At 63.3% G+C, this 23,597-nt stretch carries 24 protein-coding genes; 17 read left to right on the top strand and 7 right to left on the bottom strand.

From position 1 onward, the window contains the following. Nucleotides 1–40 precede the first annotated feature (40 nt). Both RS897_RS41230 and hutC read left to right on the top strand, forming a co-directional pair. Entirely contained in the window at nucleotides 41–1,396 is a 1,356-nt protein-coding gene (locus tag RS897_RS41230) for a formimidoylglutamate deiminase (protein WP_315834391.1), read from the top strand. 2 nt (nucleotides 1,397–1,398) lie between these two features. After that, nucleotides 1,399–2,130, top strand: coding sequence for a histidine utilization transcriptional repressor HutC (gene hutC, locus RS897_RS41225; protein ID WP_407654603.1), 732 nt, complete (start codon nucleotides 1,399–1,401; stop codon nucleotides 2,128–2,130). A 6-nt stretch (nucleotides 2,131–2,136) separates the two neighbouring features. Here hutC and RS897_RS41220 read toward each other — a convergent pair whose 3' ends face one another. Together RS897_RS41220 and gspD are read right to left on the bottom strand one after the other, a co-directional pair. Further along, a complete protein-coding gene (locus RS897_RS41220; protein WP_407654398.1) occupies nucleotides 2,137–2,622 on the bottom strand; it encodes a tetratricopeptide repeat protein in 486 nt (161 codons plus the stop codon). A gap of 35 nt (nucleotides 2,623–2,657) precedes the next feature. Beyond that, a complete protein-coding gene (gene gspD / locus RS897_RS41215) occupies nucleotides 2,658–4,973 on the bottom strand; it encodes a type II secretion system secretin GspD (RefSeq protein WP_315834389.1) in 2,316 nt (771 codons plus the stop codon). A 357-nt stretch (nucleotides 4,974–5,330) separates the two neighbouring features. On the opposite strand from gspD, the gene RS897_RS41210 reads away from it, so the two are divergent. The 10 genes from RS897_RS41210 (at nucleotide 5,331) to RS897_RS41165 (ending at nucleotide 13,560) form a co-directional block, all read left to right on the top strand. After that, nucleotides 5,331–7,007, top strand: coding sequence for a GspE/PulE family protein (locus RS897_RS41210; protein WP_315834388.1), 1,677 nt, complete (start codon nucleotides 5,331–5,333; stop codon nucleotides 7,005–7,007). An 8-nt stretch (nucleotides 7,008–7,015) separates the two neighbouring features. Further along, nucleotides 7,016–8,230 carry a type II secretion system F family protein gene (locus RS897_RS41205; protein WP_315834387.1) on the top strand — a complete coding sequence of 405 codons (1,215 nt, stop codon included), beginning with the start codon at nucleotides 7,016–7,018 and terminating at the stop codon, nucleotides 8,228–8,230. A 33-nt stretch (nucleotides 8,231–8,263) separates the two neighbouring features. Beyond that, a complete protein-coding gene (gene gspG / locus RS897_RS41200; RefSeq protein ID WP_407654397.1) occupies nucleotides 8,264–8,740 on the top strand; it encodes a type II secretion system major pseudopilin GspG in 477 nt (158 codons plus the stop codon). Beyond that, nucleotides 8,733–9,197, top strand: a complete 465-nt coding sequence (locus RS897_RS41195; RefSeq protein WP_315834385.1) for a prepilin-type N-terminal cleavage/methylation domain-containing protein — start codon at nucleotides 8,733–8,735, stop codon at nucleotides 9,195–9,197. Before gspG ends, RS897_RS41195 begins: the two co-directional genes overlap by 8 nt. Beyond that, complete coding sequence (locus tag RS897_RS41190) at nucleotides 9,169–9,582, top strand: PulJ/GspJ family protein (protein WP_315834384.1); 414 nt, start codon at nucleotides 9,169–9,171, stop codon at nucleotides 9,580–9,582. The genes RS897_RS41195 and RS897_RS41190 overlap by 29 nt, the downstream gene beginning before the upstream one ends. Beyond that, on the top strand, nucleotides 9,579–10,313 hold the full coding sequence (locus RS897_RS41185; RefSeq protein ID WP_315834383.1) for a PulJ/GspJ family protein: 735 nt from the start codon (nucleotides 9,579–9,581) through the stop codon (nucleotides 10,311–10,313). The genes RS897_RS41190 and RS897_RS41185 overlap by 4 nt, the downstream gene beginning before the upstream one ends. A 65-nt stretch (nucleotides 10,314–10,378) precedes the next feature. Then, nucleotides 10,379–11,254 (top strand): type II secretion system minor pseudopilin, encoded by an 876-nt coding sequence (locus RS897_RS41180; protein ID WP_315834382.1) that lies wholly within the window; start codon nucleotides 10,379–10,381, stop codon nucleotides 11,252–11,254. Next, nucleotides 11,241–12,320, top strand: a complete 1,080-nt coding sequence (locus RS897_RS41175; protein WP_315834381.1) for a PilN domain-containing protein — start codon at nucleotides 11,241–11,243, stop codon at nucleotides 12,318–12,320. Before RS897_RS41180 ends, RS897_RS41175 begins: the two co-directional genes overlap by 14 nt. Beyond that, nucleotides 12,317–12,889: a type II secretion system protein GspM gene (gene gspM / locus RS897_RS41170; protein ID WP_315834380.1), complete on the top strand. Its 573-nt coding sequence runs from the start codon at nucleotides 12,317–12,319 to the stop codon at nucleotides 12,887–12,889. The genes RS897_RS41175 and gspM overlap by 4 nt, the downstream gene beginning before the upstream one ends. After that, entirely contained in the window at nucleotides 12,886–13,560 is a 675-nt protein-coding gene (locus RS897_RS41165; RefSeq protein WP_315834379.1) for a hypothetical protein, read from the top strand. The genes gspM and RS897_RS41165 overlap by 4 nt, the downstream gene beginning before the upstream one ends. A gap of 45 nt (nucleotides 13,561–13,605) precedes the next feature. Here the strand turns inward: RS897_RS41165 and RS897_RS41160 are convergent, their stop codons facing one another. Together RS897_RS41160 and RS897_RS41155 are read right to left on the bottom strand one after the other, a co-directional pair. After that, nucleotides 13,606–14,091: a PaaI family thioesterase gene (locus RS897_RS41160; protein ID WP_315834378.1), complete on the bottom strand. Its 486-nt coding sequence runs from the start codon at nucleotides 14,089–14,091 to the stop codon at nucleotides 13,606–13,608. A gap of 122 nt (nucleotides 14,092–14,213) precedes the next feature. Further along, entirely contained in the window at nucleotides 14,214–14,651 is a 438-nt protein-coding gene (locus RS897_RS41155; RefSeq protein ID WP_315834377.1) for a MarR family winged helix-turn-helix transcriptional regulator, read from the bottom strand. Between the two features lie 76 nt (nucleotides 14,652–14,727). Here RS897_RS41155 and RS897_RS41150 point away from each other — a divergent pair, with 76 nt between their 5' ends. Beyond that, nucleotides 14,728–15,537 carry an amidohydrolase family protein gene (locus RS897_RS41150; protein ID WP_315834376.1) on the top strand — a complete coding sequence of 270 codons (810 nt, stop codon included), beginning with the start codon at nucleotides 14,728–14,730 and terminating at the stop codon, nucleotides 15,535–15,537. Nucleotides 15,538–15,557: 20 nt separating this feature from the next. Here RS897_RS41150 and RS897_RS41145 read toward each other — a convergent pair whose 3' ends face one another. The 3 genes from RS897_RS41145 to RS897_RS41135 form a co-directional block, all read right to left on the bottom strand. After that, nucleotides 15,558–16,025: an A24 family peptidase gene (locus tag RS897_RS41145; protein ID WP_315834375.1), complete on the bottom strand. Its 468-nt coding sequence runs from the start codon at nucleotides 16,023–16,025 to the stop codon at nucleotides 15,558–15,560. 132 nt (nucleotides 16,026–16,157) lie between these two features. After that, a complete protein-coding gene (locus RS897_RS41140; RefSeq protein ID WP_315834374.1) occupies nucleotides 16,158–18,014 on the bottom strand; it encodes a phospholipase C in 1,857 nt (618 codons plus the stop codon). A gap of 118 nt (nucleotides 18,015–18,132) precedes the next feature. After that, complete coding sequence (locus RS897_RS41135; RefSeq protein ID WP_315834373.1) at nucleotides 18,133–18,300, bottom strand: hypothetical protein; 168 nt, start codon at nucleotides 18,298–18,300, stop codon at nucleotides 18,133–18,135. A gap of 100 nt (nucleotides 18,301–18,400) precedes the next feature. Here RS897_RS41135 and RS897_RS41130 point away from each other — a divergent pair, with 100 nt between their 5' ends. The 4 genes from RS897_RS41130 (at nucleotide 18,401) to RS897_RS41115 (ending at nucleotide 23,595) form a co-directional block, all read left to right on the top strand. After that, nucleotides 18,401–19,192 (top strand): EfeM/EfeO family lipoprotein, encoded by a 792-nt coding sequence (locus RS897_RS41130; protein ID WP_315834372.1) that lies wholly within the window; start codon nucleotides 18,401–18,403, stop codon nucleotides 19,190–19,192. Beyond that, nucleotides 19,189–20,568, top strand: coding sequence for a cytochrome c peroxidase (locus RS897_RS41125; protein ID WP_315834371.1), 1,380 nt, complete (start codon nucleotides 19,189–19,191; stop codon nucleotides 20,566–20,568). The genes RS897_RS41130 and RS897_RS41125 overlap by 4 nt, the downstream gene beginning before the upstream one ends. Before the next feature lie 219 nt (nucleotides 20,569–20,787). Beyond that, on the top strand, nucleotides 20,788–22,842 hold the full coding sequence (locus RS897_RS41120) for a phospholipase C (protein WP_315834370.1): 2,055 nt from the start codon (nucleotides 20,788–20,790) through the stop codon (nucleotides 22,840–22,842). Nucleotides 22,843–22,929: 87 nt separating this feature from the next. Then, a complete protein-coding gene (locus RS897_RS41115) occupies nucleotides 22,930–23,595 on the top strand; it encodes a hypothetical protein (RefSeq protein WP_315834369.1) in 666 nt (221 codons plus the stop codon). Nucleotides 23,596–23,597: the final 2 nt, after the last annotated feature.

Here is a 23,597-nt window from a genome sequence, read left to right as displayed (position 1 = left end):
GAAAGCTGTCCAGAGCTTCGCCAGGGATAGGGAGCCTGCCGTGACAGGGCTGTTCTTCAAAGACGCATTGCTGCCGCAGGGCTGGGCGCGGAATGTCAGGCTGAGTATCGAAGCCGGCCGCATCACAGATATCGCGCCGGACAGTCGGCCCGAGCCGGGCGACGAGCATCACGCGCTCGCGCTGCCGGGGCTGCCGAATCTTCATAGTCACGCCTTCCAGCGCGGCATGGCCGGCCTCGCGGAGGTGCGGGGATCGTCGTCCGACAGTTTCTGGACCTGGCGCGAGGTGATGTACCGGTTCGTCGAGCGGATGACGCCGGACGATATCGAGGCGATTGCCGCGCAGGCCTATGTGGAGATGCTGGAATCAGGATTCACCCGGGTCGGTGAATTTCACTATGTACACCATGATGTTTCCGGTACGCCGTACCAGAACATCGCCGAGCTCGCGGTGCGGATCGCGACGGCGTCACAGGCCACCGGCATCGCTTTGACGTTGCTGCCGGTGTTTTATGCCCATGCTGGCTTTGGCGGGCGAGCGCCGGATGCTGGCCAGCGGCGTTTCATCAACGATCTCGATCGTTTTTCCCGGCTGATGGAGGAGAGCCGGCAAGCGGTTGCCGGACAGCCGGCCGCCATCGTCGGCATCGCGCCGCATTCGCTGCGTGCGGTCACGCCCGATGAGCTGATCGCGATCGTGCCGCTGGCCGAGAACGGCCCGATTCACATCCATGTCGCCGAGCAGACGCGCGAGGTCGAGGAGTGCCTGGCCTGGAGTGGCCAGCGGCCGGTCGCCTGGCTGATGGATCACGCACCGATCGATCGTCGCTGGTGCTTCATCCACGCCACCCACACCACGCCTGACGAGTTGCGCGGCATGGCCGAGGCCGGCGCCATTGCCGGCCTGTGCCCGATCACCGAGGCCAATCTCGGCGACGGCATTTTTAATGCACCCGAGTTCCTCGCGCACGGCGGACGTTATGGCGTGGGATCGGATTCCAATGTCCTGATCGGGGCTGCCGACGAATTGCGGCTACTGGAATATTCACAACGTCTCGGGAACCGGGCGCGCAATGTCGTCACCGGAGCGTCGGTCTCGACCGGCCGCACGCTGTTCGATGGCGCACTCGCGGGTGGGGCGCAGGCGCTCGGCGCTGAGGCGGGACTGGCCGTCGGACATTTCGCTGACATCGCCAGCCTCGAAACCGGGCATATTGCCTTCGCCGGCCGCACGCATGATGCGATTCTCGACAGCTGGATTTTTGCCGCCGGGCGGGCGGCCGTGGATTGCGTTTGGGTTGGTGGCCGCAAGGTCGTGGCTGGCGGTCGGCATCACGACAAGGACAAGATTGCCGCGCGCTTCCGTCAGCGGCTGGAACGGCTGCTTGCGGCATGACGATGCGACCGAAGCCGGTGACGAACGGGGTGACCGCGCTCTACCAGCGCATTCGCAGCGATCTCGAAGGCAAGATCCTGTCCGGCGCGTGGCCCCCGGGACATCGCGTACCGGTCGAGCATGAGCTGATGGTGCGTTATGCCTGCTCGCGCATGACCGTGAACAAGGTGTTGTCCGGGCTTGCGGCGGCGGGGCTTGTCGAGCGGCGTCGCCGTGCCGGCAGTTTCGTGGCGCGGCCGCGGGTGCAGTCCGCCATCCTGCAGATTCCGGATATGAAGGCGGAGGTCGAGCAGCGTGGTGAGCAATATGGCTATCGGCTGCTTGAATTTACCAAGCGTCCGGCCTCGTCACATGACAAGGCCCGGCTCGGCGTTGCCGTGCGTGCGCCGGTGCTGGCGTTGCAGTGCCGCCATGATGCGCATGGCCAGCCGTTCGCGCTGGAAGACCGGCTGATCAATCTGCGCGCCGTGCCCGAAGCCCAGCAAGAGGATTTTACGGTGACGCCACCGAACACCTGGCTGGTCGGCCATGTGCCGTGGACCGAAGCCGAGCACCGGATCACCGCCGGCAATGCCGACAAACGGCTGGCGGCCGCGCTGAAAATCGATGTCGGCGCCGCATGCCTGGTGATCGAGCGGCGGACCTGGCGCGGCGGCGAGCCGATCACCGCGGTGCGCATCACCCATCCCGGGCATCTGTACGATCTGGTCGCGCGTTTCACGCCGGCCGGCTGACCGGCCTCAATACACCATCAAGGACAGCCGCTGCCCCTCGCGAATCTGGCCCGGTGTCATCTTGGATGCCACCGCATCGCGCAGCCGCTGATAATAGTCGCGCTGGCGCCTGGGTGCGTGGGCGGTCGCCCGCGACAGCCACATGTAGGCGAGCTCGACGTTTTCCGGGACGCCATGGCCCTTGTCGTACAGCAGCCCGATCGCGCATTGCGCAAACGGATCGCCGCGTTGTGCCGCCTGCATATAGAGATCGGCGGCCACCTCATAGGCCTGAGGTACGCCGAAGCCGTGCTCGTACATGAAGCCGAGCATCGCCTGTGCTCGCGCATTGCCGCGCCGCGCTAGCGGGGACAGCTCCTTCGCAGCACGGACATAGTCACCTTGCGCATAAGCGCTGGTTCCGCGCGACAGCCCGCCGGCGCCAGCCGGCTGTATCGGCGCAATGCCGAGCAGCCAAATCGCCAACAACAGTACGGAAGCGGCGCGTAACACGGGATTGATCCTTCGACTCGTTGGGGTGCGCGACGTCAGCGAATACTGGGGCCCGATACCGAACTGACGCCGATATTGCCGCGCAATTTCGACCGCAGTTCTTCCGCCACGGAATGAGCGTCTGTGCCATCCCGGATAATCTGCGGGCGGATGAAGATGATCAGCTCGGTGCGGGTGGTCTTTTTGTCCTGATGGCCGAAGGCGTCGCCGAGGCCGGGAATCTGGTCCAGCCCGGGAATGCCGTTGCGATTGCCGTTCTGCTGCTCGCTGATCAGGCCTGCCAGTAGCACGGTCTGGCCGTTCGCGACCGAGATCGAGCTCTTGACCTTCCGCTCCGACACCGTCGGCGTCAGGCTGGCGGCGGTCGCGGTGGAGACGTTGCTGATCTCCTGCTCGACGTCGAGCCGCACGGTGCCGTTGACGCTGATGCGGGGCGACACGTTCAGGATGATGCCGGTGTTGCGATAGTCGATGGTGTTGACCACGGTGTTGCTGGTGGTCAGCACCGTGGCGCTGCCGGTGGACACCGGCACCACGTCGCCGACCTGCAGCGTTGCCTTCTGGTTGTTGACCACGACCAGAGACGGGTTGGACAGCACCTTGACACTGGTGACGGTGTGCAGGGCATCCAGGATCACGTTGGGCTGTGTCGCCGAACCGACCAGGAAGTTGAATCCCGGAAAGGCCTGGTTGATGTACGCATTGGTCAGCGATCCCGCGGCCGATACAACGCCGGTGACGGGGTCGGTGGTGGTGGCCGGCGCGGATGCCGCTTGAGTGTTGAGGAGCGAGCCGTTTTTGTTCCTCAGATAGAACTGGACCCCGTAGGCCAGCTCGTTGGTGAGGGTGACCTCGGCGATGGTGGCTTCGATCGCCACCTGCAGCTGCGGCTGGTCGACCTGCCGCAGCGTCGCTTCGATGATCTGGTAGTTTTGCTGGTCCGCATAGATCAACAGGGTGTTGTTGACCACGTCAGGTGTAATCCGCACGCCCTGCATCATCGGGGAGCCCGAACCCGAGCTTCGGGCGGTGGTGTCGGTTCCCGTGCCGGCCGCGGCGGCAGCCGGGACCGTTGCCGGCGAGGCGCCGAAGCCTGACCCGAAGCCCGATGTGCCGCTGCCGCCGGCTCCGCCACGGGCGCCGAATCCACCGGGTGATGACTGCGAGTTCTGATTCATCGACAGGCGATCGGTGCTGGAACTCGACGACGTGCCGGATCCCGGGGCGATCTGGCTATCGGAGCTGTCGAGCGAGCCCGACGACGATCCACCGATGAACATGTCGGAGAGAACCTTGCCGATCTGCTTGGCGTCGCCGTATTTTACCCGGTAGACGTGCACGCTGGTGCGGGCGGTGTCGGAGCGGTCGAGCCGCTTGATCCAGGTCGCGGCGGTCTGCAGCAGGGCGGGCTTCCGGCTCACCACCATGATGGCGTTGAGGCGGCTGACCGGCTGGAATTTGATGACGTTCTGGCTGAGGCCATTTTCGCCGGAGTCCACGATCTTCTCGAGTTCGGCAATGATCGGCTCGGGGCTGCTGCTGGAGATCGGGTAGATTCCGACCGACTGGCCACGCATCCAGTCGACGTCGAAGCTCAGTGCGGTATCCACTGCGGTGCGACGCTCGGCGCCGCTGCCCTGAATCAGCAGGATGTTTCGGGTGGAATCGGCGCGCACCATGCCGGGCTTGGTCGCGAAACTGTCCATCAGCTTCAGCAGCGTCGGCGCAGACACATATTGTAATGGAACGACGGAGACGCCGTAGCCGGGTTCCGGGTTCGCGGCAACCCCGTCGACACGGCCGGCACCGACCGCATCACCGAGCGGCGTTAGGCGATAACCGGCGGTGTCGCGGACCAGCACGACGCCGCTGAGTCGCAGCGCGTTTTCCAGCACGAAAGGGATGTCCGATTTAGGCACAGGTTTGACCGACACTAGGCTCACGGTGCCCTGCACCCGCGGATCGATGGTGTAGCCGGTGCCCAGAATGTCGCCCAGCACCACCTTTGCCACGGTCGCGACCGGCGTGTTCTCGAAATTCAGGTCGAAGCCGCTTCCACTTGCGGTCGGCCGCGGTCGCGCCTCGGGAATCTCGGAGACCTCGGTGCCTTCGAACACGGCCGCGCGGCTGCGCGACGCGGTGTTCGTGGTGTCATTGCCGATCGGCTGTGGATTGCGGGGCAGGGTGTCGATCGAGCGCACCTTGTCGAGCACATCGATATCGCCTGAGGTGTTCGACGTCACCGTCGCGGAGTTGCAGGATGCCAGCAGGCCGACACACAGCAGCACGAATGCCGTGCAGATGCTTCGACCCGCCGTCGGGTACCGGCTTCGGTTGCCGACGCATACCATGCTTGTGCCGCTCTCTAATGCTCGGCCTGACGGATCATGCGAGCGATTGATCCAAACGTGTAGGCAATCCTTAGCGATGGAGTATGACAGTAATAAATTGGTGATGCGGGTTGCAGGCTACACTCGCCGGGTTCCAGCAATTTGCGTCAAACATCCTGCTAGAAATTCGTATCAATGAGCTGTGGTAAATTTTTTTTAAGACGCGCCAAGTGGCCTGCTTCGTACAGGTGTCACACTTCGGATCAATAAAACACCTTCCACCGAGACCGGCAGGATGGCCGGCCGAAGCTTCGCGATCCGACACTCCGCGACCCGACGCATGGGCGCGGGAGCGATCGATTACGCCTGGAAAGACGCATGACCAGCGACGAGTCCTTGCAATTCGTTGCGCACCTTCGCCAGATCAATCGTCTGGCGCCGGCTGGCGATGCGCCGGTGGATCGCGGCGGCGCGGAACAGTTCGCAGGCAAACTGTGGGAACTGACCGACCTGACCGCGAATGAATTCGCCGACGAGGCAGCGCGGTTCTTGAAGCTCGAGCGGGTCGCTTTGCAAAACATCCTGTCCGCGGCTCCTCTGGCGGCGTCGTTCTCGCAGCGCTTCCTGCGCGAGATGATGGTGTTTCCCTATCGATCCGACGATGGCCGCGCGGTGCTGGCCATGGCCGATCCGACCGATCTGGCGGCGCGACGGGCGGCTGAAATCGTGCTCGGCGCAAATATTGCGATCAAGGTGGCGTCGGTCGAGGATCTCAACGTCGCGTTCAACCAGCGCCTCGGCGACGAGGCGGTCGAGACCCATGGCGCCGGTGAAGCCCATCAGCCGCGCGAAGACGACATCGAGAGCCTGCGCGATCTCGCCAGTGGCGCGCCGGTGGTTCGGGCCGTCAGCGATCTCCTGGAAAAAGCTGTCGAGTTGCGCGCCAGCGATATTCACATCGAGCCTTTTCAGAGCGGGCTTGTTGTTCGCATGCGGATCGATGGCCTGCTGCGGCCGGTGGCGGCGCCAGCCGGTGTGTTGCCGCAGGCGGTGATTTCCCGCATCAAGATTCTCGCCAATCTCAATATCGCCGAACGGCGCTTGCCGCAGGATGGCGCGGCGCGGCTGCGGGCGGGGCGCTCCGACATCGATATCCGTGTTGCGATCATGCCGATGCAGCACGGCGAATCCGCCGTGATCCGCCTGTTGCCGAAGGATCGTGGCCTGCTGGTGGTCGAGAAGCTGGGGTTCTCGTCGGCCGACGACGTCAAGCTGCGGCGGCTGCTGAAGCTGCCCCACGGTTTGATCGTCATCACCGGTCCGACCGGCAGCGGCAAGACCACGACACTGGCGACCATCCTGTCGATCCTGAACGAACCGACCCGGAAAATCCTCACCGTCGAGGATCCGGTCGAGTATGAAATTCCCGGCGTCAATCAAGCACAGATCAAGCCCGCCATCGGGCTGACGTTCGCCGCGGCGTTGCGCTCGTTCGTCCGCCAGGATCCTGACGTAATCATGGTCGGCGAAGTCCGCGACACCGAGACCGCCCATGTTGCCGTTCACGCCGCGCTGACCGGGCATCTCGTGCTGACGACGCTGCACACCGAAACCGCCGCCGCGGCGGTGCCCCGCCTGCTCGATCTCGGTGTCGAAGGCTATCTGCTGCGCTCCACCCTGCGTGCGGTGATCGCCCAGCGTCTGGTTCGCCAGTTGTGTGAGCGCTGCAAGACACCGAGAGTTCTGACTGCGGCCGATATCACCGAAGATCCCCGGCTCAGTGCGTTCGGCTTTCAGGCCGGCGAAACCTTGCATGATCCCTGCGGTTGCGAGCGCTGCGGCGGCACCGGCTATCGCGGCCGGCTCGGTGTGTTCGAGGTGCTCGAACTGAGCAACGAGATTCGGGAACTGATCGGCGAGCGGACCGACGGCCTGAAGATCGACCAGACCGCGATCCGCGAGGGGATGACCACCATGCTCGACGACGGCATCGCCAAATGCCGCGCCGGTCTGACTTCGCCTGCGGAAATCCTCCGCGTCACCACCGTGCGGTAAGGCCAATCATGCCAAATTTCCGCTACCGGGCGCTGACACAGAACGGGGAGATCGTGCACGGCACGCTGTCGGCGCCGACCGCGAAGGAGGTCGCCCAGCGCATCGAATATCTCAAGCTGCTGCCGATCGAGACCATCGAGGAGAAGGGCGCAGCTGCGGCGTCGTCCGGCGGATTCAGTTTGTTCAACAAGCCGTCCGCGGCCGAAGTGACGACATTTACCCGTGACCTGGCATTGCTGTTGAAAGCCGGCGCGCGCCTCGACGATGCGCTGGAACTGCTCGCCAGCGATGCCGATGTCGGGCGGTTGCGCCCGGTGGTTGCGAAATTGCGGGCCGCGCTGCTCAGTGGCGAGAATTTCGCAAGCGCGGTGGCGGCCCATCCGGCGCTGTTTCCCGCGATGTATGTGGCGCTGGTGAAAGTCGGTGAGGTATCAGGCACTCTCGACCAGGTGCTGGAAATGCTGGGAACCGAACGCGCGCGCTCCGAACAGATGCGCCGCAAGCTGACGGACGCGATGCAATATCCGGCGTTCGTTCTGGTCGCCGCCGTCGGCGTCATGCTGTTTTTCATCCTGTTCGTGCTGCCGCAATTCTCCTCGGTGCTGCAGGACTTCGGCTCCAAATCGGACTCCGCGCTCAGCGTCTTCATGAAGCTGTCCGATTTTCTTCGCGACAACGGCGCCGTGATGATGCTGGGGTCGGTCGCGGTGATTGCCGCCATGTGGTGGCTGTTGCGCCGGCCAGACACCCGCGCGGCGATGGTGAATGCGATCTCGCAAATACCTGGCATCGCCGGCATCTTCCAGTTCTACCGCACCAGTCTGTTTTGCCGCAATCTCGGCGTGCTGCTTGGCAGCGGAGTCAATCTCACGGCCACGCTACGTATCCTTGTCGACATCATGTCGGTGACCGGTAGCGCGTCGGCCTGGATGGCCGTCGCCGATCGGGTGCGGCATGGCGGCAAACTGTCGGATGCTTTATCCGCCTCGAACAGCCTGCCGCCGATGGCGCTGCGGATGCTGCGGCTGGGCGAAGAAACCGGGCAGTTGCCGACTCTCTCCGGACGAGTTGCCGAATTCTATGAAGCGAAACTGCAGCGCAATCTCGACCGCATCGTGGGAATCATCGGTCCGCTCGCCATCGTCTTTATCAGTGCGGTTGTCGGCGGGTTGATCGTTTCGGTCATGACGGCGCTGCTGTCAGTCACCCAACTCGTCGGCTAGGACGAGACTATACGACATGAAAGTAGGTTTGCGATGAAGTCGGCAGGTCAATTCGACAGACGCTCGGTGCGTAGCAGAGAGAGCGAGCAGGGCTTTACGCTGGTCGAGATGCTGGTGGTAATCACCATCATCGGCCTGATCATGGGCCTGATCGGTCCGCGCGTGCTCAACTATCTCAGCGAGTCCAAGGTCAAGGCGGCCAAGATCCAGTTGCAGAGCTTCGGCAGCGCGCTCGACCTGTTCTATCTTGATGCCGGCCGGTTTCCGTCGAGTTCGGAAGGATTGGCTGCCCTGGTGCGACGGACACCCGGCGTCGCCGCCTGGAACGGCCCCTATCTGAAGGGCGGCAACGTGCCCGCCGACCCCTGGAACCATGCCTATGTCTATCGCGCGCCCGGAGAGCGCGGGCCCTATGAAATCGTCTCCTACGGAGCGGACGGTCAGGAGGGCGGCAGCGGCACTGCGGCGGATCTTTCCTCCGACACCCAGACCAGCGCGAAAAATGAGTGACCGGGCAGAGCAGGGCTTCACCCTGCTTGAAATGGTGTGCGTGCTGGCGATCATCGCCATGCTCGCGGCCGTGCTGCTGCCCTTCATTCCCCGCCAGACCTCACGCTCGCGGTTGCAGGCTTATGCGCTGGAAGCCGCGACACTGCTGAAGGCGGATCGTAATGCGGCAATCCGGCGCCAGATCGACGTTGCGACCCTGGTCGACGCCGGCACGCGCTCGATCCGTTCCGGCGCGACGTCGGCGGTGCTGCGCATTCCCGACGATGTTCGCTTCGACACCCTGCTGCCGCAGACCTGCAACCGGCGTGCGGCGCTGTCGACCATCGATTTTTTCGCCAACGGCATGTCGTGCGGCGGCACCATCGCGCTGACGCGGTTCGATGCCGGCTACGAGGTGCGCGTCAACTGGCTGACCGGAAGGATCGAGATTGTCTCGCGCAACACCGCCATCAATTGAGGGCAGCGAAGCCGGCTTCACGATCATCGAGGTGCTGATTGCGCTGGCGATCGTTGCCGTGAGCATTGTTGCGATCGGATCGGTGATGGCGACCAACATGCGCGGCGTCGGGTCGATGGAGCGCCATGTCGCGCTGATGCAGACCACGCGAGCCGTGATGACGTCGGAGATTGCACCCCACGCCGATCTCGCCTCCGGCACGTCGTCCGGGCGAACCGGCGATTATCGATGGCAGATCGACGTCTCGCCACTGGGCGAAGACTGGGTGGTGCCGGGCGCGGACGTGGCCTGGATGCCCGAACTGGTCAAGGTTCGGGTCCGATCGCCCTCTGGCGCGGCCGTCGATGTCTCGACGGTTCGCCTAATGCGGAGGCCCACGCAATGACGGGCGTGCGTATTCAAGCGGGAAGGGACGAGAGCGGCTTCACGCTGATCGAAACCCTGGTGGCTCTGGCGCTGATGGGGCTGCTGCTCTCGGCGCTGGCTCACATCACCGCGCAATGGCTGCCGAACTGGAACCGCGGTTTCGACCGTATCCAGCGCAGCGAGGCGGTCGGCATCGCGCTGCAACGGATCGGCGCCGATCTCGCGGCGGCCGAATATGTCTCCGCCAATCGCGACACGCCGCGCCCGCTGTTCGACGGCACCGAATTGTCGGTGACCTTCGTGCGTGTCGCGCTTGGCCCGAACACCAAGCCGGGTCTCGAAGTGGTGCGGATCGGCGAGGGCTCCGATCGCCAGGGACTGGCCACCGTGCGTTCGCGCACGCCGTTCCGGCCTCTGCCCGCGGCGTCGACGCTGTCCGAGCAGGTCACTTTCGGCGATCCGGTCGTGCTGTTGCGGGCGCCATTCCGCCTGTCGTTCGCCTATGCCGGCAAGGATCGGGTCTGGAAAGGCAGCTGGCGCGACAGCAATCGCTTGCCGGTCGCGGTCCGGCTGACGGTGCGCGATGCCGCGACCGAGCGGGTGCTCTCGGTCTCGACGGTGACGCCGGTCCATGTGCAGGCGCCGGCGAGCAGCGATTGCGCACAGGCCGGCGGCGATTGCGGCAAGGTGCCGGGCCAGCGTGATCCCTCGGCGGAGGACGCCACGACCGGGCAGAGGAGATCGTTATGACACGATGCCCGCAAGATATCTCCAGGCGATTCTCTCTTAAACAGAGCTTTTCGGAGCAGGGCTTTGTGATTGTCGCTGTGTTGTGGATCCTGGCGGCGCTCGCCGGCCTTGCCGGCATCTTCGCCGCCTATATGTCCAATTCGGCGCAGGCCTTGGCCGTCGGCGACCGCGGGCTGCGCACGGAAGCACTGGTGTCGGCGAGCCTCGAACTCACCGCCTATCAATTGTTGTTAGCCGGTGACAAGAAGCGCCCTCCGAGCGGGTCATTCCGGTTTCGGATGAATGGCGCCGGCGTCCAGGTGGCGTTCACCTCGGAAGCGGCCCGCATCGACCTCAACGTTGGGTCGAAAGAGACGCTGGCCGGCTTGTTCGTCGTGCTGGGCGCGCGCAAGGAGGATGCCAAGGAATATGCCGAGCGTATCGTTGGATGGCGGACGCGCCCGATTGCCAATACCGCCAATCAGGAGGCGGCGCTTTATGCCGCCGCCGGCCTGCCTTATCCGCCACGTCAGAGTTTGTTTACTCACGTCAATGAGCTGCATCTGGTCCTTGGTCTGCCGCCGGCCATGGTCGAGCGGGCGCTGTCCTTCGTGACGGTGTTCAGCGGCGTGAGTGATGTCGACAAGACGGTTGCGGCGCCGGAGGTGGTGGCCGCGGTGTCCGGCGCGACACCATCCGATCAGGACTTCGCCCCGAGGCAGCGCTCAGGCTCGCCGAACGGTCCCTCGACAAACCCAGATGCGGCGAAGGATACGCCCCTGCAGCTCAGCGACGCCTATCGGGTACTGACCACAATCAGGTTCGACGACGGCCGGCTTGCCGCGTCAGAGGCGGTCATTACCCGGGGCAACGACGACGATCCCTATCGCGTGCTGGCATGGCAGGACGGCGTTCCGATACGCGCTCACGCAAGCCGGAGGACTTCTGATGGCAATAATTGAGGATGCGAAGATCCTGTTCGGTGACTGGATCACCGCCGTTGCTGCGGCCATCGATACGGCCGTGGGTCGTGTGGTGCGTCCGCGTCAGGTGCAACTGGTCGAAGGTGAGGACAACACCTTTACGGCTACCGCAACCGCCGGTCCAAAAGGCGCGGTGTTGCCCGACGCGGTCTTCCGTTTGGCGAACGGCCACCCCGAACCGGCGCTATCGGCGGATTGGGACGCTGCGCTGCGTGGCAGCCGCCTCGATGTGCTGCTGAAGCCCGATCAGGTGCTCTTGCGCTCGCTCGATTTTCCCAAGCGTGCCGTCGATTTCCTCGACGGCATGATCCGCTCGCAGATCGATCGCCTGACGCCGTGGGCGGCGGGCGATGCGATATTTGGCTGGAGTCCGCCGGCTGAGCTTGCCAACGAGCGCATCCAGTTGCAACTCGCCGCAACATCAAAGGCGCGGATACAGCCGCTTGTCCAGTTCGCTACCGGTCTTCGCGTGGCATCGGTTGCGGCATTTGCAGAACCCGCGGGCGGTGAGGGCGGTTCAGCCAGAATCAAGATGTTCGAAACATCGCTGCAGCGGACCGCCGGACAGAGGATCGACGTGCCGCGGCTGCTGCGTCTCGTCCTGCTGGGTGGCGGTCTTGCGACCGTCGCCTCGATGCTGGTGGCGGCTTATCTCGGCAGCGGGCTCGACGCCGAGCAGCAGCAATTGCAGCGCCGCATCACGGAGCGACGGGCGGCATTGCGTCTGAACAGAGCCGACGGTGGATCGGCGCTGGATCTGCTGGCGAAGCGCAAGCAGACCACGCCATCCAGTGTCATCGTGCTCGAAGCGATGTCGCGTGTGCTGCCCGACAGCACCTATGTCACCGAATTCCGCATCGAAGGCGACAAGGTCCAGGTCGTCGGTCTGACCCAGGATGCGCCGTCGCTGGTCCGGCTGATGGAGCAGTCGCCGCAGTTCAGCCAGGCCACGTTCTTCGCGCCGACCACCCGCTCGCAGAACGATCCCGCCGAGCGTTTCCACATCGAGGCGCGCCTCAAGCCCTATTTCGGATCCGGCACATGAACGCGACCGTTCTCATGAGGAAGACACTGACCACATCGCCAATTCTGGCGGTGGCGGTTTATGCCGGGGTTGTGGTGCTGCTGCTGGTGACGGCTATCGGTGCGATCTCCGATCTTCTCGATCAGCGCGCGGCGGTCGCGTCGTCGGCCGCGATGCTGGCGCAGCTCGAAGGGCATGGCCGTCCCGCGGTCGCGGGCGGATCCGCCAATGCCGCGATGCCCGCGGGCTCGGCGTTCCTGGAAGGCGCGACGGTCACCGTCGCGGGCGCCGCGCTGCTGCAGCGGGTTGCCGGCGCGGTGACCAAGGTCGGAGGCAATGTGCTGTCGTCGCAAGTCGACCTGCAAGGCAGCCAGTCCCAAAATGGTCAGGCCAAGGCCGGCTTCATCAGCGTGATCGCCAGTTGCGAAATCGACCAGCCGGCGCTGCAGCCGCTGCTGTACGATCTGGAGGCTGCGATGCCGTTCCTCTTTGTCGATCAATTGACGGTGCAGGCGCCCTCATCATCGGCCGGCGAGGGACGGCTGCGCATCCTGCTGGCGGTGTCCGGCCAATGGCGGGGCGCGAAATGATCCGAAAGCTCGCGCGTTATGTCGTGATTGTGGGGCTGTCGGCACTGGGGGCGCAGGCAGCTTTCGCCGTATCGACCAATCCGATGGACATTGATCTGTCCGACGATGCGCCGATCTCGGGATTGCCGGTTTCGCCCAGGATCGATGCCGCGGATCCCGCGCCGGCCGTGCCGTCGATGGTGATGCCACGACCCTCGGCACTGGCACCGGCCCCCCAACGCCCGCTGAGCGCCAATCCGTTGTGGTCGCTTCCTCTCGCTCAATTGCCGGTGACACGGGAGCGACCGATCTTTTCGCCATCGCGGCGCCCGCCGCCCACCGCGGTCGCCGCCGACCTCGTTGCCGAAGCGCCGCGCCCACCGCCGCCACCGCGGGAGCCGGAACGCCCGGATCTCGAACTGGTCGGCACCATTGCCAGCGGCGATGAAGGGTTCGGGATTTTTCTCGATCAATCGACCAAGACGCCGCTGCGGCTGAAAGTCGGCGAGGACTATCAGGGATGGAAATTGCGTTCCGTTCGGGGCCGCGAAGCCACGCTGGTCAGGGATCAGCAGGCAGCCGTCATGACATTGCCGCAACCCGATGGAACGGGTGAGGGCGAAGTTCACTTGATGCCGGTGAGCGCGGTCAGGCCGCTGTCGTCGCAACAATCCGCAGCGCCGGCCCGCTAGGCTTCATAGTGGCAAGGCTGGGATCGCGTATATGACCACGCCAGGCTATGTACTACCGAAAATCAGGCATGTGGTCGTGCCATGGGCGAGCAGGCGACCCCTGGCATCGGTGACGCGTCCTTCGGCGGTGCCGACGCGACGGCCGCAATTCAACACAACACCCTCGGCCCTGATCGTTCCTGTCTCAGGCGTGATCGGCCGCACCAGCGAAATCTTGAACTCAAGCGTCGTCTGGCCGATGCCTTTCTCCAGGGTCGACTGGACAGCGAGCCCCATGCAACTGTCAAGCAAAGTGGCGGTGAAGCCGCCATGCACAGTGCCGGCTGGATTGAGATGGAGGTTGCTCGGCTCCGCGGTGATCACGACGCGCCCACGCTCCACCTCGCTCACATCATAACCCAGGGTCTGTGCGATTGTGTTCAGAGGCAGTGTGCCGTCGACCAATCCCCGAACGAACTCCAGGCCGCTCATCTCTTTCTGGCGGTCGGCGCTGACGGTTCCATATGTCTTGCTGGCGATGCCACCCGGCATGGTTTCAACCGCATTGCTGAAAGATAACCTCGAACGGGCATCGTTATATGCCGCTTGCGGCGATCACGCGAGTTGCCGGCGATGATGAGGTCCGAAAACGGCTGCACTCTTGCAGTCCGCCGCTAGCCGTCCTCGAATGCACTGGCGATGCGGGTCAGGTAATCGGCGAGTTGCGCGATCTCATCGGGCTTCAGCGCCGCCTCGATGGTCTGATTGATCCGGCGGAACGGCTGCTCCATCCGCTTCAGCGCCGCGCGCCCCTCGTCGCTCGGCTGCAGCCGCCAGGCGCGCGCGTCGGTCTCGTCGCGGATGCGCTCCAGCAAGCCCATGTCGAGCAAACGGCGGACCATGGCGGTCATGCCGGATTCATTGACACCGAGTTGGGCGGCGACCTCGCGCTGGGTGACACCGCCGTCCTTGGCTGACGTCAGCAGCAGCACCGCGGACTGCGCCGTGGTGATGTCGGCGGCCGCCATCAGGGCGCGGTCGGCTGACTTCTGCGCCCGGTGCGCCGCGAGCTGCAGGCGGTGATAAACGCGCGTCTTCGAAGCGGAGGACATGCCACTTCAATAACCCGCTTGCGTGTCGGCATCCATCGGCTTATACTTCACTAATGAAGTAATTTGGAGGTGTGCGATGGGTGCGATCGACGTGTGGGCGCAGATCACCACGGAGCGGATGGCGAACCGGCCCTGGTTGAAGACGCTGATGCGCTGGACCGGACGCGAGCAGGGGATGCTGGAGAGCGTCGACAGCACGCTTCAGGCGATGGACGCCGCCGGCGTGGACATCACGCTGCTCTCGGCGTGGCATGGCCCTGAGGGCGATCTCATCAGCAATGAGGAGGTCGCGCGCCAGATCGCGGCCGCGCCGACGCGGTTTCGCGGCCTCGCCAGCGTCGATCTCCACAACCCGATGTCGGCCGTGCGGGAGATTCGCCGCTGGGTGGACCGGAAAACATTCGTCGGCGTGCGCGTGGTGCCCTGGCTGTGGGACCTGCCGCCGAACGACCGGCGCTATTATCCGATTTACGCTGCCTGCATCGAGGCCGGCGTGCCATTCTGCACCCAGATCGGCCACACCGGGCCGCTCAAGCGATCGGAGACCGGCCGGCTTATTCCCTATCTCGAAGACGTGCTGCTGGATTTTCCCGAGCTTGTGGTAGTCGGCGGTCATGTCGGCTTCCCCTGGCTGGATGAACTGGTGACGCTGACGATCAAGTTTCCCAATTTCCATGTCGACACATCGGCTTATGCGCTGCACCGGCTGCCGCCGGCGTTCGTCGACTGGATGAAGGGCGTAGGCAGGTCGCGCGTGATGTTCGGCACCAACTGGCCGATGCTGTCGCCACGCAAGTGTCTGGAGGGTCTGCGTGGCCTGGGATTGTCGCCGGAGCAGTCGGAGGCGTTTCTGTCCGGCAATGCGCGTCGCGTGTTCGCGCTGTGAAGATCTGACGGGATCGCTCGTCAGCGTGGCCAGAGCTGGAGCGCTACGGTGACCAGCAGGCCGAGCGCGAGGAACGGCCCGAACGGGATCATGGTCTGGCGTGTCATCGATCGTCCGGTCAGGCGCAAAACGCCGATCGCGATTAATGCGACGAGGGAGGCGACCAGCAGCAGCATCGGCAGTTCGAAGACACTGATCCAGGTGCCGGCGGCGGCGAGGAACTTGACGTCGCCGAGCCCGAGGCCCTGCACGCGGCGCAGCGCGTAATACAGCCGCCGGAACAGCCACACGATGACGCCGATGGCCACGCCGGTGACGACCGCGAGCAGGCCGGCGTGCCAGCCGCCGAGCAGGACGGCTTTGGCAAGCCCCAGCGCCGCGATAGTCAGGTTCAGTTCATTCGGAATGATGCCGTGGCGGATATCGATCCAGGCGAGCACGCCGCCCAGCAGGCAGAGGACGGCAAAAAATCCGGTGGCGATATCCATGCGTGCGGGCTCGGGGCCAGGTTGCTGCCGCAGCAGAAACAGGCCCGGCCGCCGATTGCAAGCCCCCGGCGGCCGGAACACAGAGGGCCCATCCACCAGTCCCGTGGATGAGCCCCTATTTAAGCAAACAGCCTAGCGGTGGCCGTCATGATCGTGATGGTCATGATCGTCGTCGCCGTGAGAGGCATAGACCACCGCGCCGGTGTTCTCGTCCAGGATCAGCTTGCGCGGACCCCGTTCGTCCCAGCCATGGAAGTCGAACATGTTCTCGATCGAGCCGGCAATGGTGTCGAACGAGCCAGCGGGCTGGATGCGCTCGCCATTGAGCCAGTTGTCCTCGATGAAGCGGAGCACGGAGCTCTGGTCGGTCAGGGTGTGGTCGACATGGTTGCGTTTGGCGAACGGCGACACCACCAGCAGCGGCATGCGGGTTCCGTAGCCGCAGCGGCCGTACGCCGGCTGACCGAACGCGCCGTTGAGCGGCGTGGTCGGAGTCCGGATGCCCTGCTGGGAGCCGTTGCTGTCCTTGCAGACACCAAGGCCGTTGAGGTTGTCACCGGTGGTAAACGACGGATTCACGATCGGCGGCATCTGGTGATCGTACCAGCCGTCGGAATCGTCATACATGATGACGACGGCGGTGTCCTCCCACTCCGGACTCTTCTGCAGGGCATTGACGACGCGAACGATGAAATGCTGTTCGTCGGTGGGATCCGAATAGCCGGCATGGCCATCTTCGAACGCCGCCGCCTTGAGGAAGCTGACCGCCGGGAGATTGCCGGCCTTCAGTGTCGTGAAGAAGTCGTTGATGTCATACTGGTGGTTGGCCGGCTCGGCCTTGTTGGTGTTCGGAATCATGCTGTGGCCGATCGCCTGCACCGAACTCGGGCGGGCGTGAGTGGGATTGCGGGTCGACGCATAATACTGGAACCAGGCGTGATGCGGGATGTAGTCGACCGAGGTGGAGGCTGGCTCGCCGGGCGCTGCCGGGTTGGTCTGCCGCAGGCAGCCGGTGGTGCCGTTGGCGTTGACGAGGCTCAGGTCGAAGCCGCCCATGAACGCCCCCCAGGTGAGGCCGCGGTCATTGAGCATGTCGCCGATGTTGCGGCCGGCCATCGTGACCTGCGCGCCCTTCGGATTTGAGCAGACATCGTCGATCGGATCGTCGTCACCCACCATGGTCAGGTGGCTCGGCAGATGCGAGGTGTCGGCATACACCTGGTTGCCGTTGATGATGCCGCCGGAACCGTCGAGCACGTTCAAGGTGAAGGAGAAACCATCAGTCTGTCCGGAGATCAGATTGAGAGCGCCGGGCGTCGATGGGCCGAACTGCGAGGTGTAGTGATTGTCATTGATGGCGTAGTTCTGGGCGTAGTTCCACATCGCGGTGACGGTGTTGCCGTCGAAATAACCCATCACCAGCGCCTTGGTGCCGATTCCGGTGGGCGGCGGGCCGCCGCGGCCGACGAAGGCTGGGAAGCCGTCCATGTGGCCGTTGTTGTAGGCGCTCTGCTCGGGACCTTCGGAGTGGCCCTGATCGGCCGTGAGGGCTTGTGACGGCGACAGCCGGAACGGGTTTGATGCGCCGGCTGCGTTCTTCACGGTGTTATTGGGCGCGACAGGTCCATCGGCGTTATTGTTGGGATTGTGGTTGAGCAGGTCGACGCCGTTGAGCGGCCGGAAGTCGTGATTTACATCCAGCGGCGTGACGAGATTGTTGACTTTCTGTGTGTTGCGTGACGCCACAAACCGCGTTTCACCATGCAAGTTCAGCGCCTTGGGATAGGTGCCGAAATAATGGTCAAACGAGATGTTCTCCTGGAAGATGATGACCAGGTGCTTGATCGGCGTCGCCGTGTGCACACGGCGCGGGTCGTTGTTGAGCGGGTCATTGTTACCATGACCGCGGTAGTCGTCGGCCGCTACGGCCGCCGTCGCGGCTGCTAGTGCCAGAACCGACACGCATCCGAGAAGTGTTGGCAAGCGCATTGAGATTTGCCCCATTTATTGCGGTTTGATGAAAACTGAGTGCTTGGGTCTTTTGGTCGCAGGCATTGACCTCATGCGCGAAAAATTTTTCAGAGCGATGACACGCAGTGTAGGTGAGTCAGAGGTGGCGCTGGATTTCGCAATCGCAGTTGCCGCGCGCTGCGTCAGCCTTCTGTTTGAAATGATAAGGGAAGTAGATGCGCACGCGACGTCTTGCGCGGGTCATTCGGTGCTGCGCGAGCACGGTCAAATAAAAATTTTTGGTGGTGTGAAAACTGTCGAGCACACCGTCTCGTCACAAAACAGCAAAGGAATGCGACAATATTGCACATCAGCGACACTCAGTCGCAGCACCTGCGCTGCGCTGCCGATGGGTTTTGAGAATCATGATTCGCCGTTGTCCCGGATTTCTAGCCGGCGTCCTGTTCGTTGTGCTTGCGGGACACATGCAGCCGGTGCGTGCGGCGCCGCTTGATGACGCGGCGGAGCGCTATCGGCCCTACATGATCGAGGGAATCGGGCAGGCGCTGGCGGGTGTGCGTGATTTACGTGCGCGATTGGCGGCCAGCGATCTGGCAGGAGCCAGGAAAGCTTGGCTTTCGGCGCGGGCCGGCTGGGAACGGTCGGAAGTGTTCACCGCCGGTTTCGTTCCCGAGCTGGACGAGCAGATCGACGCCTGGCCGAACGGCGTCACCGGCTTTCATGCCATCGAGGCCAAGCTTTTTGGCGCAAAGAGCACGGACGCGATGAGCGAAACCGATGCGCTGGTCGGGCATCTCGACGATCTGCACAAGAAACTGCGCGACATGCCGCTGACCCCGCAGGGCCTTCTCGACGGCACGGTGCGGCTGACCTACGAGGTGGGTGAGAGCAAGGCTGACGGCGGCGAGTCCCGGATCAGCGGCACATCGCTGGATGACATGCGCAACAACGTGGCCGGCATCGACTTTGCCTACCACACGATCTTTGCCGCCTCGTTGCGGGCCAGCGACGGCAAGCTGGCCGATACGGCAGACGGAAAGATCTCGGATCTGAAGAATTTGCTGGTCGTGCGTGATTTGCAGCATGTCGATATCCCGCAGCTGCGCCGCACCACCGAGGAATTGATCGTCGCTCTGCAGATGGCCGCGCAAAAGCTCGGACTGCGCCGGCCGACCCTGGAGGCTGCGTCGCGATGATGATTCGGAAATCATGGCTGTCCGTTGTTGCGCTCGGCGTGATGCTGGTTGGATGGCATCAGCAGGTCGACGCATTTCCGGTCGATGGCGATCAGACAACGCTGCCGAAATCGACCGAGCTCAACGAGGATGCGCTCGACAAGCCGCGCGAGGTGTTCAAATCCGATACGGTGGATGCGCGCAGGTCTTACCTGGTCAATCTGGGAAACCTGGCGTTCAGCTCGCCGTCGATCCTGGGCGGTGTCGCGCGGCAGGCCGGCATGAGCTGCGAGACCTGCCACGTCAACGGCGCCGGCAACGCCAAGCTCTTTGTTCCGAATATGTCGACGCGCCCCGGCAATTTCGACACCACCGGTCCGCTGTTCAATCCGAAGGCCGACAACCAGAAGCTCGATCCGATCAGGATTCCGTCGCTGCGTGGCGCGCGCTACCTCGCGCCTTATGGCCACGACGGCCGGATGGGATCGCTGCGTGATTTCGTGCGCAACGTCATCGTCAATGAATTTGCCGGGTCGGAGCCGACGCCGGTCGTGCTCGATGCCATCGTGGCCTACATCCATGACATCGATTTCCTGCCCAACCCCAATCTGGGGCCGGGCGGTCGATTGACCGGGCAAATCAGCGACGCCGAGCGCCGCGGCGAAGCGCTCTTCATGAAGCCGTTTCCGCACAATCCCGGCCTGAGCTGCGCCGGCTGCCACGTGCCGTCAGCTGCGTTTGTCGATCATCAGCAGCACGACATCGGTTCGGGCGGGCTGTTCAAGACGCCGACCTTGCGCAATGCCGATTTCAATGCGCCGTATTTTCATGACGGCCGCTTCGACAGTTACGATCAGGTCGTGGAGTATTTCGATCGCATCTTCAAGCTCGGGCTGTCGGTGCAGGACCGGCGCGATCTGGTTGCCTACCTGACTGCGGTCGGCGACGGCGTGCAGCCTTATGAGCGCGACGGCGCCGGCGCCGTGCTCAAGGAGATCAACGATTTCGGAACCGTGCTGGAAACTGCGATCCCCGCCAAGGACAAGGAGATCATCTCGCTTGCTGTCGACACGCTCGGCAACGAGTTGCGCGAATTGACCGAGCGTTATCCGGATCGCAAGAACACCAATGTGTCGGGAGGACAGAACGAGCGCGGGCTTGCGCGCCTGTCGCTCAAGGAACTCGTGCTGACATTGCGTCGAATCGATCTTGCCGCCGGCGAAGGGCGCTTCGCTGACGCGGCCGCCGAATACAAAAGCTATCGTTACCTGATGTTCGCAGCAGTTCCTGCATTGCTGAGCAATGCCGAAAAATTTTCGCTGTTCAATCCTGAAGTGCACGACGCGCACTACACTGCGTTGCGAGAAATTTTGCAGAGCAAAAATTCCGCGCGCTGATCGAGAATCACGTTTATCCCTTTATTTTGTGAGTTAAATCCGCGCGATTGAATCGCGCGGATTTTTGTTTTGCGAACGTCTCGTTCGTTGGAATGTCTTCAACGAAAAATATTTTGGGATCGTTCTAAGTTTTTCATCGCGTTTCACAGCAACGAAACGCACGCGTCATGTTCGATCATTACTGCTGCAAAGGTTAACTTTTACCTTTGGGGTCGACCTATGAAAATCACGTTCGATGTGAAGAGAAGGCTGCGCGCGACCACTGCGCTCTGTCTCGTTTCGACAATGACGTTTGCCAATGCCAGCTACGGCGCTGAGTGGGGCCGCAGCAGCTGGGACAAGCGTCCGCACCATCCGCATCATCGCGTGCTGCCGGATTTCGGTCGCGATCATGATAACGATCGCCATCATGGCGGCGACGCCGATGCGAAGACCGAAACTCCGATCAAGCACGTTATCGTTTTGATCGGCGAAAATCGCGGTCTCGATCACACCTTCGGTGTGTATCGTCCGAAGGGCAAGGGGCAGACGATCTCCAACCTGCTGTCGAAGGGCATTGTCAACGAGGACGGCTCGCCCGGCCCGAACTATGCGCTGGCGCAGCAGTACTCGGCCGCCGCTCAGTCCGCCTATTATGTCGGCGCGCCGAATGTCGCCAAGTTCCCGTACAGCCCGGCCAATCTGATGCCGCAGCCCAACACGTCGGGAACGCCGTCGCAGCAGAGCGACACCTCGCCGCCGTTCAAGACCGTCGCCGAAGCCAGCGTCGAAAAGGACATGGATCCGTCCGATCTCGATATCCTGACCACAGGCGCCACCAACCTGCCGGCGAACTCGCTGGATACCCGCGTTCCCGGCGCCGGCACTCTGGCGGGTCCGTTCCCGCTGCAGGGGCCGATCCTCTCCGACGACGACTACACCGCCGACACCACTCACCGCTTCTACCAGGACTGGCAGCAGGGTGACTGCAGCATCGACAACGCATCCAAGGACAATCCCTCGGGCTGCAAGAACGATCTGTTCCCGTTCGTGATGGCGACCTATTCCGCGACCAACAAGAGCCTCGGGAACTCGATGGGCTTCTACAATGCGGAGCAGGAGCAGGCTCCGATCCTGAAGTCGCTGGCTGACCGCTTCACCCTGAGCGACAACTTCCATCAGTCGTTCCATGGTGGCACCGGTGCCAACCACTTCATGCTCGGCACCGGCGACGCGGCATTCTGGAGCGACGGCAACGGCAACGCCGTGACGCCGCCCGCCAACGTGATCGCGAATCCGAATCCGAAGCCGAACACCATCAACCAGTACACCGTCGACGGCAATTTCAGCGCTTGCGCCGACGTGTTCCAGCCCGGCGTCAAGCCGATCGTGAACTTCCTCTCGCATCTGCCCTATGCCGCGGAACCGAACTGCAAGCCGCGTTATTACTACATGCTCAACAACACCAATCCCGGCTACCTGCCGAACGGTGCGCTTGCCGGTGGCAGCAACCTGCCTCCGTCGAGCGTGCGGACGATCGGTGACGCCCTGATCGAGAAGAAGATTTCGTGGGCCTACTACGGCGGTGCGTATAATGACGCCGTGGCGCTCTCGAATGCAGCTGTCGCGGCGAATCCGACCAGTCCGAATTTGAGTGCGGCAGCGCTTGCGGACCCGGCCCATGCCCTCGGCGTGGCCTATTGCCAGATCTGCAATCCGTTCCAGTACGCAAAGTCGATCATGGCAGACCCCGCGGTCCGCAGTGAGCATATCAAGGACACGGCTGATCTGATCACGTCGATCGGAAAGGGCACCCTGCCTGCGGTGTCGTTCGGCAAGCCCGATGGCCTGCTCGACGGTCATCCGCAAAGCTCGAAGGTCGATCTGTTCGAGGCCTACGTGCTCAACGTGCTCGCGGCGCTGGACGACAATCCGAAGCTGAAGGCGGAAACCGTGGTGTTCGTTGCATGGGACGAGGCCGGCGGTTACTGGGACTCGGGTTTTGTTCAGCCGATGGACTTCTTCGGTGACGGGCCGCGCATTCCGCTGCTGATCGTTTCGCCTTATTCGACTGGCGGAAAGGTCAACCACGGTTACGCGGACCACGCGTCGATCCTGAAGTTCATCGAGCGCAACTGGAAACTGCAGCCGCTGACCGTTCGCAGCCGCGACAATTTCCCGAACCCGATCGTCAAGAAGAACAATCCGTACGTGCCGACCAACAGCCCGGCGCTGTCTGATCTGTTCGACGCCTTCGACTTCGATCACGCCGTCACCCAGGCCCTCGTTCAATAAGGCATGACCCTGATCTTGTGACGCCGACCGGGCCTGACGGCTCGGCCGGCGTCACGGTTTTCTTAACGTCAATCAAGGCTGGATCCGATGCCTGGATATCCTACCCTCGCTTGCGCTGTGTTGTTCGGTGTTGTCGGCGGCTTGTTCAGCGCGTCGGCGTCGGCTCAGCAATTCTCAGCCGATCTCGTCACCATGTCGGATCACGGCGGCGCGGAGTCGCGAACCGCGAAATTGTGGGTGTCGGGCGACAAGGTGCGGATCGAGACACCGGATTTCGCCGACGGGTTTTTCCTGGTCGAGGCGACCGATCACGCCTATTTCGCACGGCCGGTGGTGCGGACGTTCATGGATGCCAGGCAATCGAGCCGGTTGACTCAGATGTTCGTGTCGGTTGATCCATCCGATCCCTGCCGGCAATGGCAGGACATGGCAAAACTATCAGGCGCAACAGAGCAGGGCGAAGGCTGGCACTGTGAACGGACCGGTCAGGCGACGATCGATGGCCGCAGCGTCGATGTCGTGCGCGCCACCGTGCCGCCGCATCGAACCATCGTGGGCTGGATCGATCCGGAGCTGAGATTTCCGCTGAAGATCCGTATGGACGACGGTTTGACCATCTCGGCCGCCAATCTCCGGCAAGCGCCGCAGCCGGCGGAGATGTTCGAAATTCCGGCGACCTTCCGCAAATTCGATCCCCGGCTGCTGATCGAGCGGATCAAGCAGAGCGATGTGTGGGTTGAACCCCCGCGGTGAGT

Origin of the sequence: Bradyrhizobium prioriisuperbiae (genome assembly GCF_032397745.1) — a bacterium.
Lineage (GTDB): Bacteria > Pseudomonadota > Alphaproteobacteria > Rhizobiales > Xanthobacteraceae > Bradyrhizobium_A > Bradyrhizobium_A prioriisuperbiae.
Note: the sequence above shows the minus strand (reverse complement) of the source record. Positions and strands in the feature narration are given on the sequence as shown.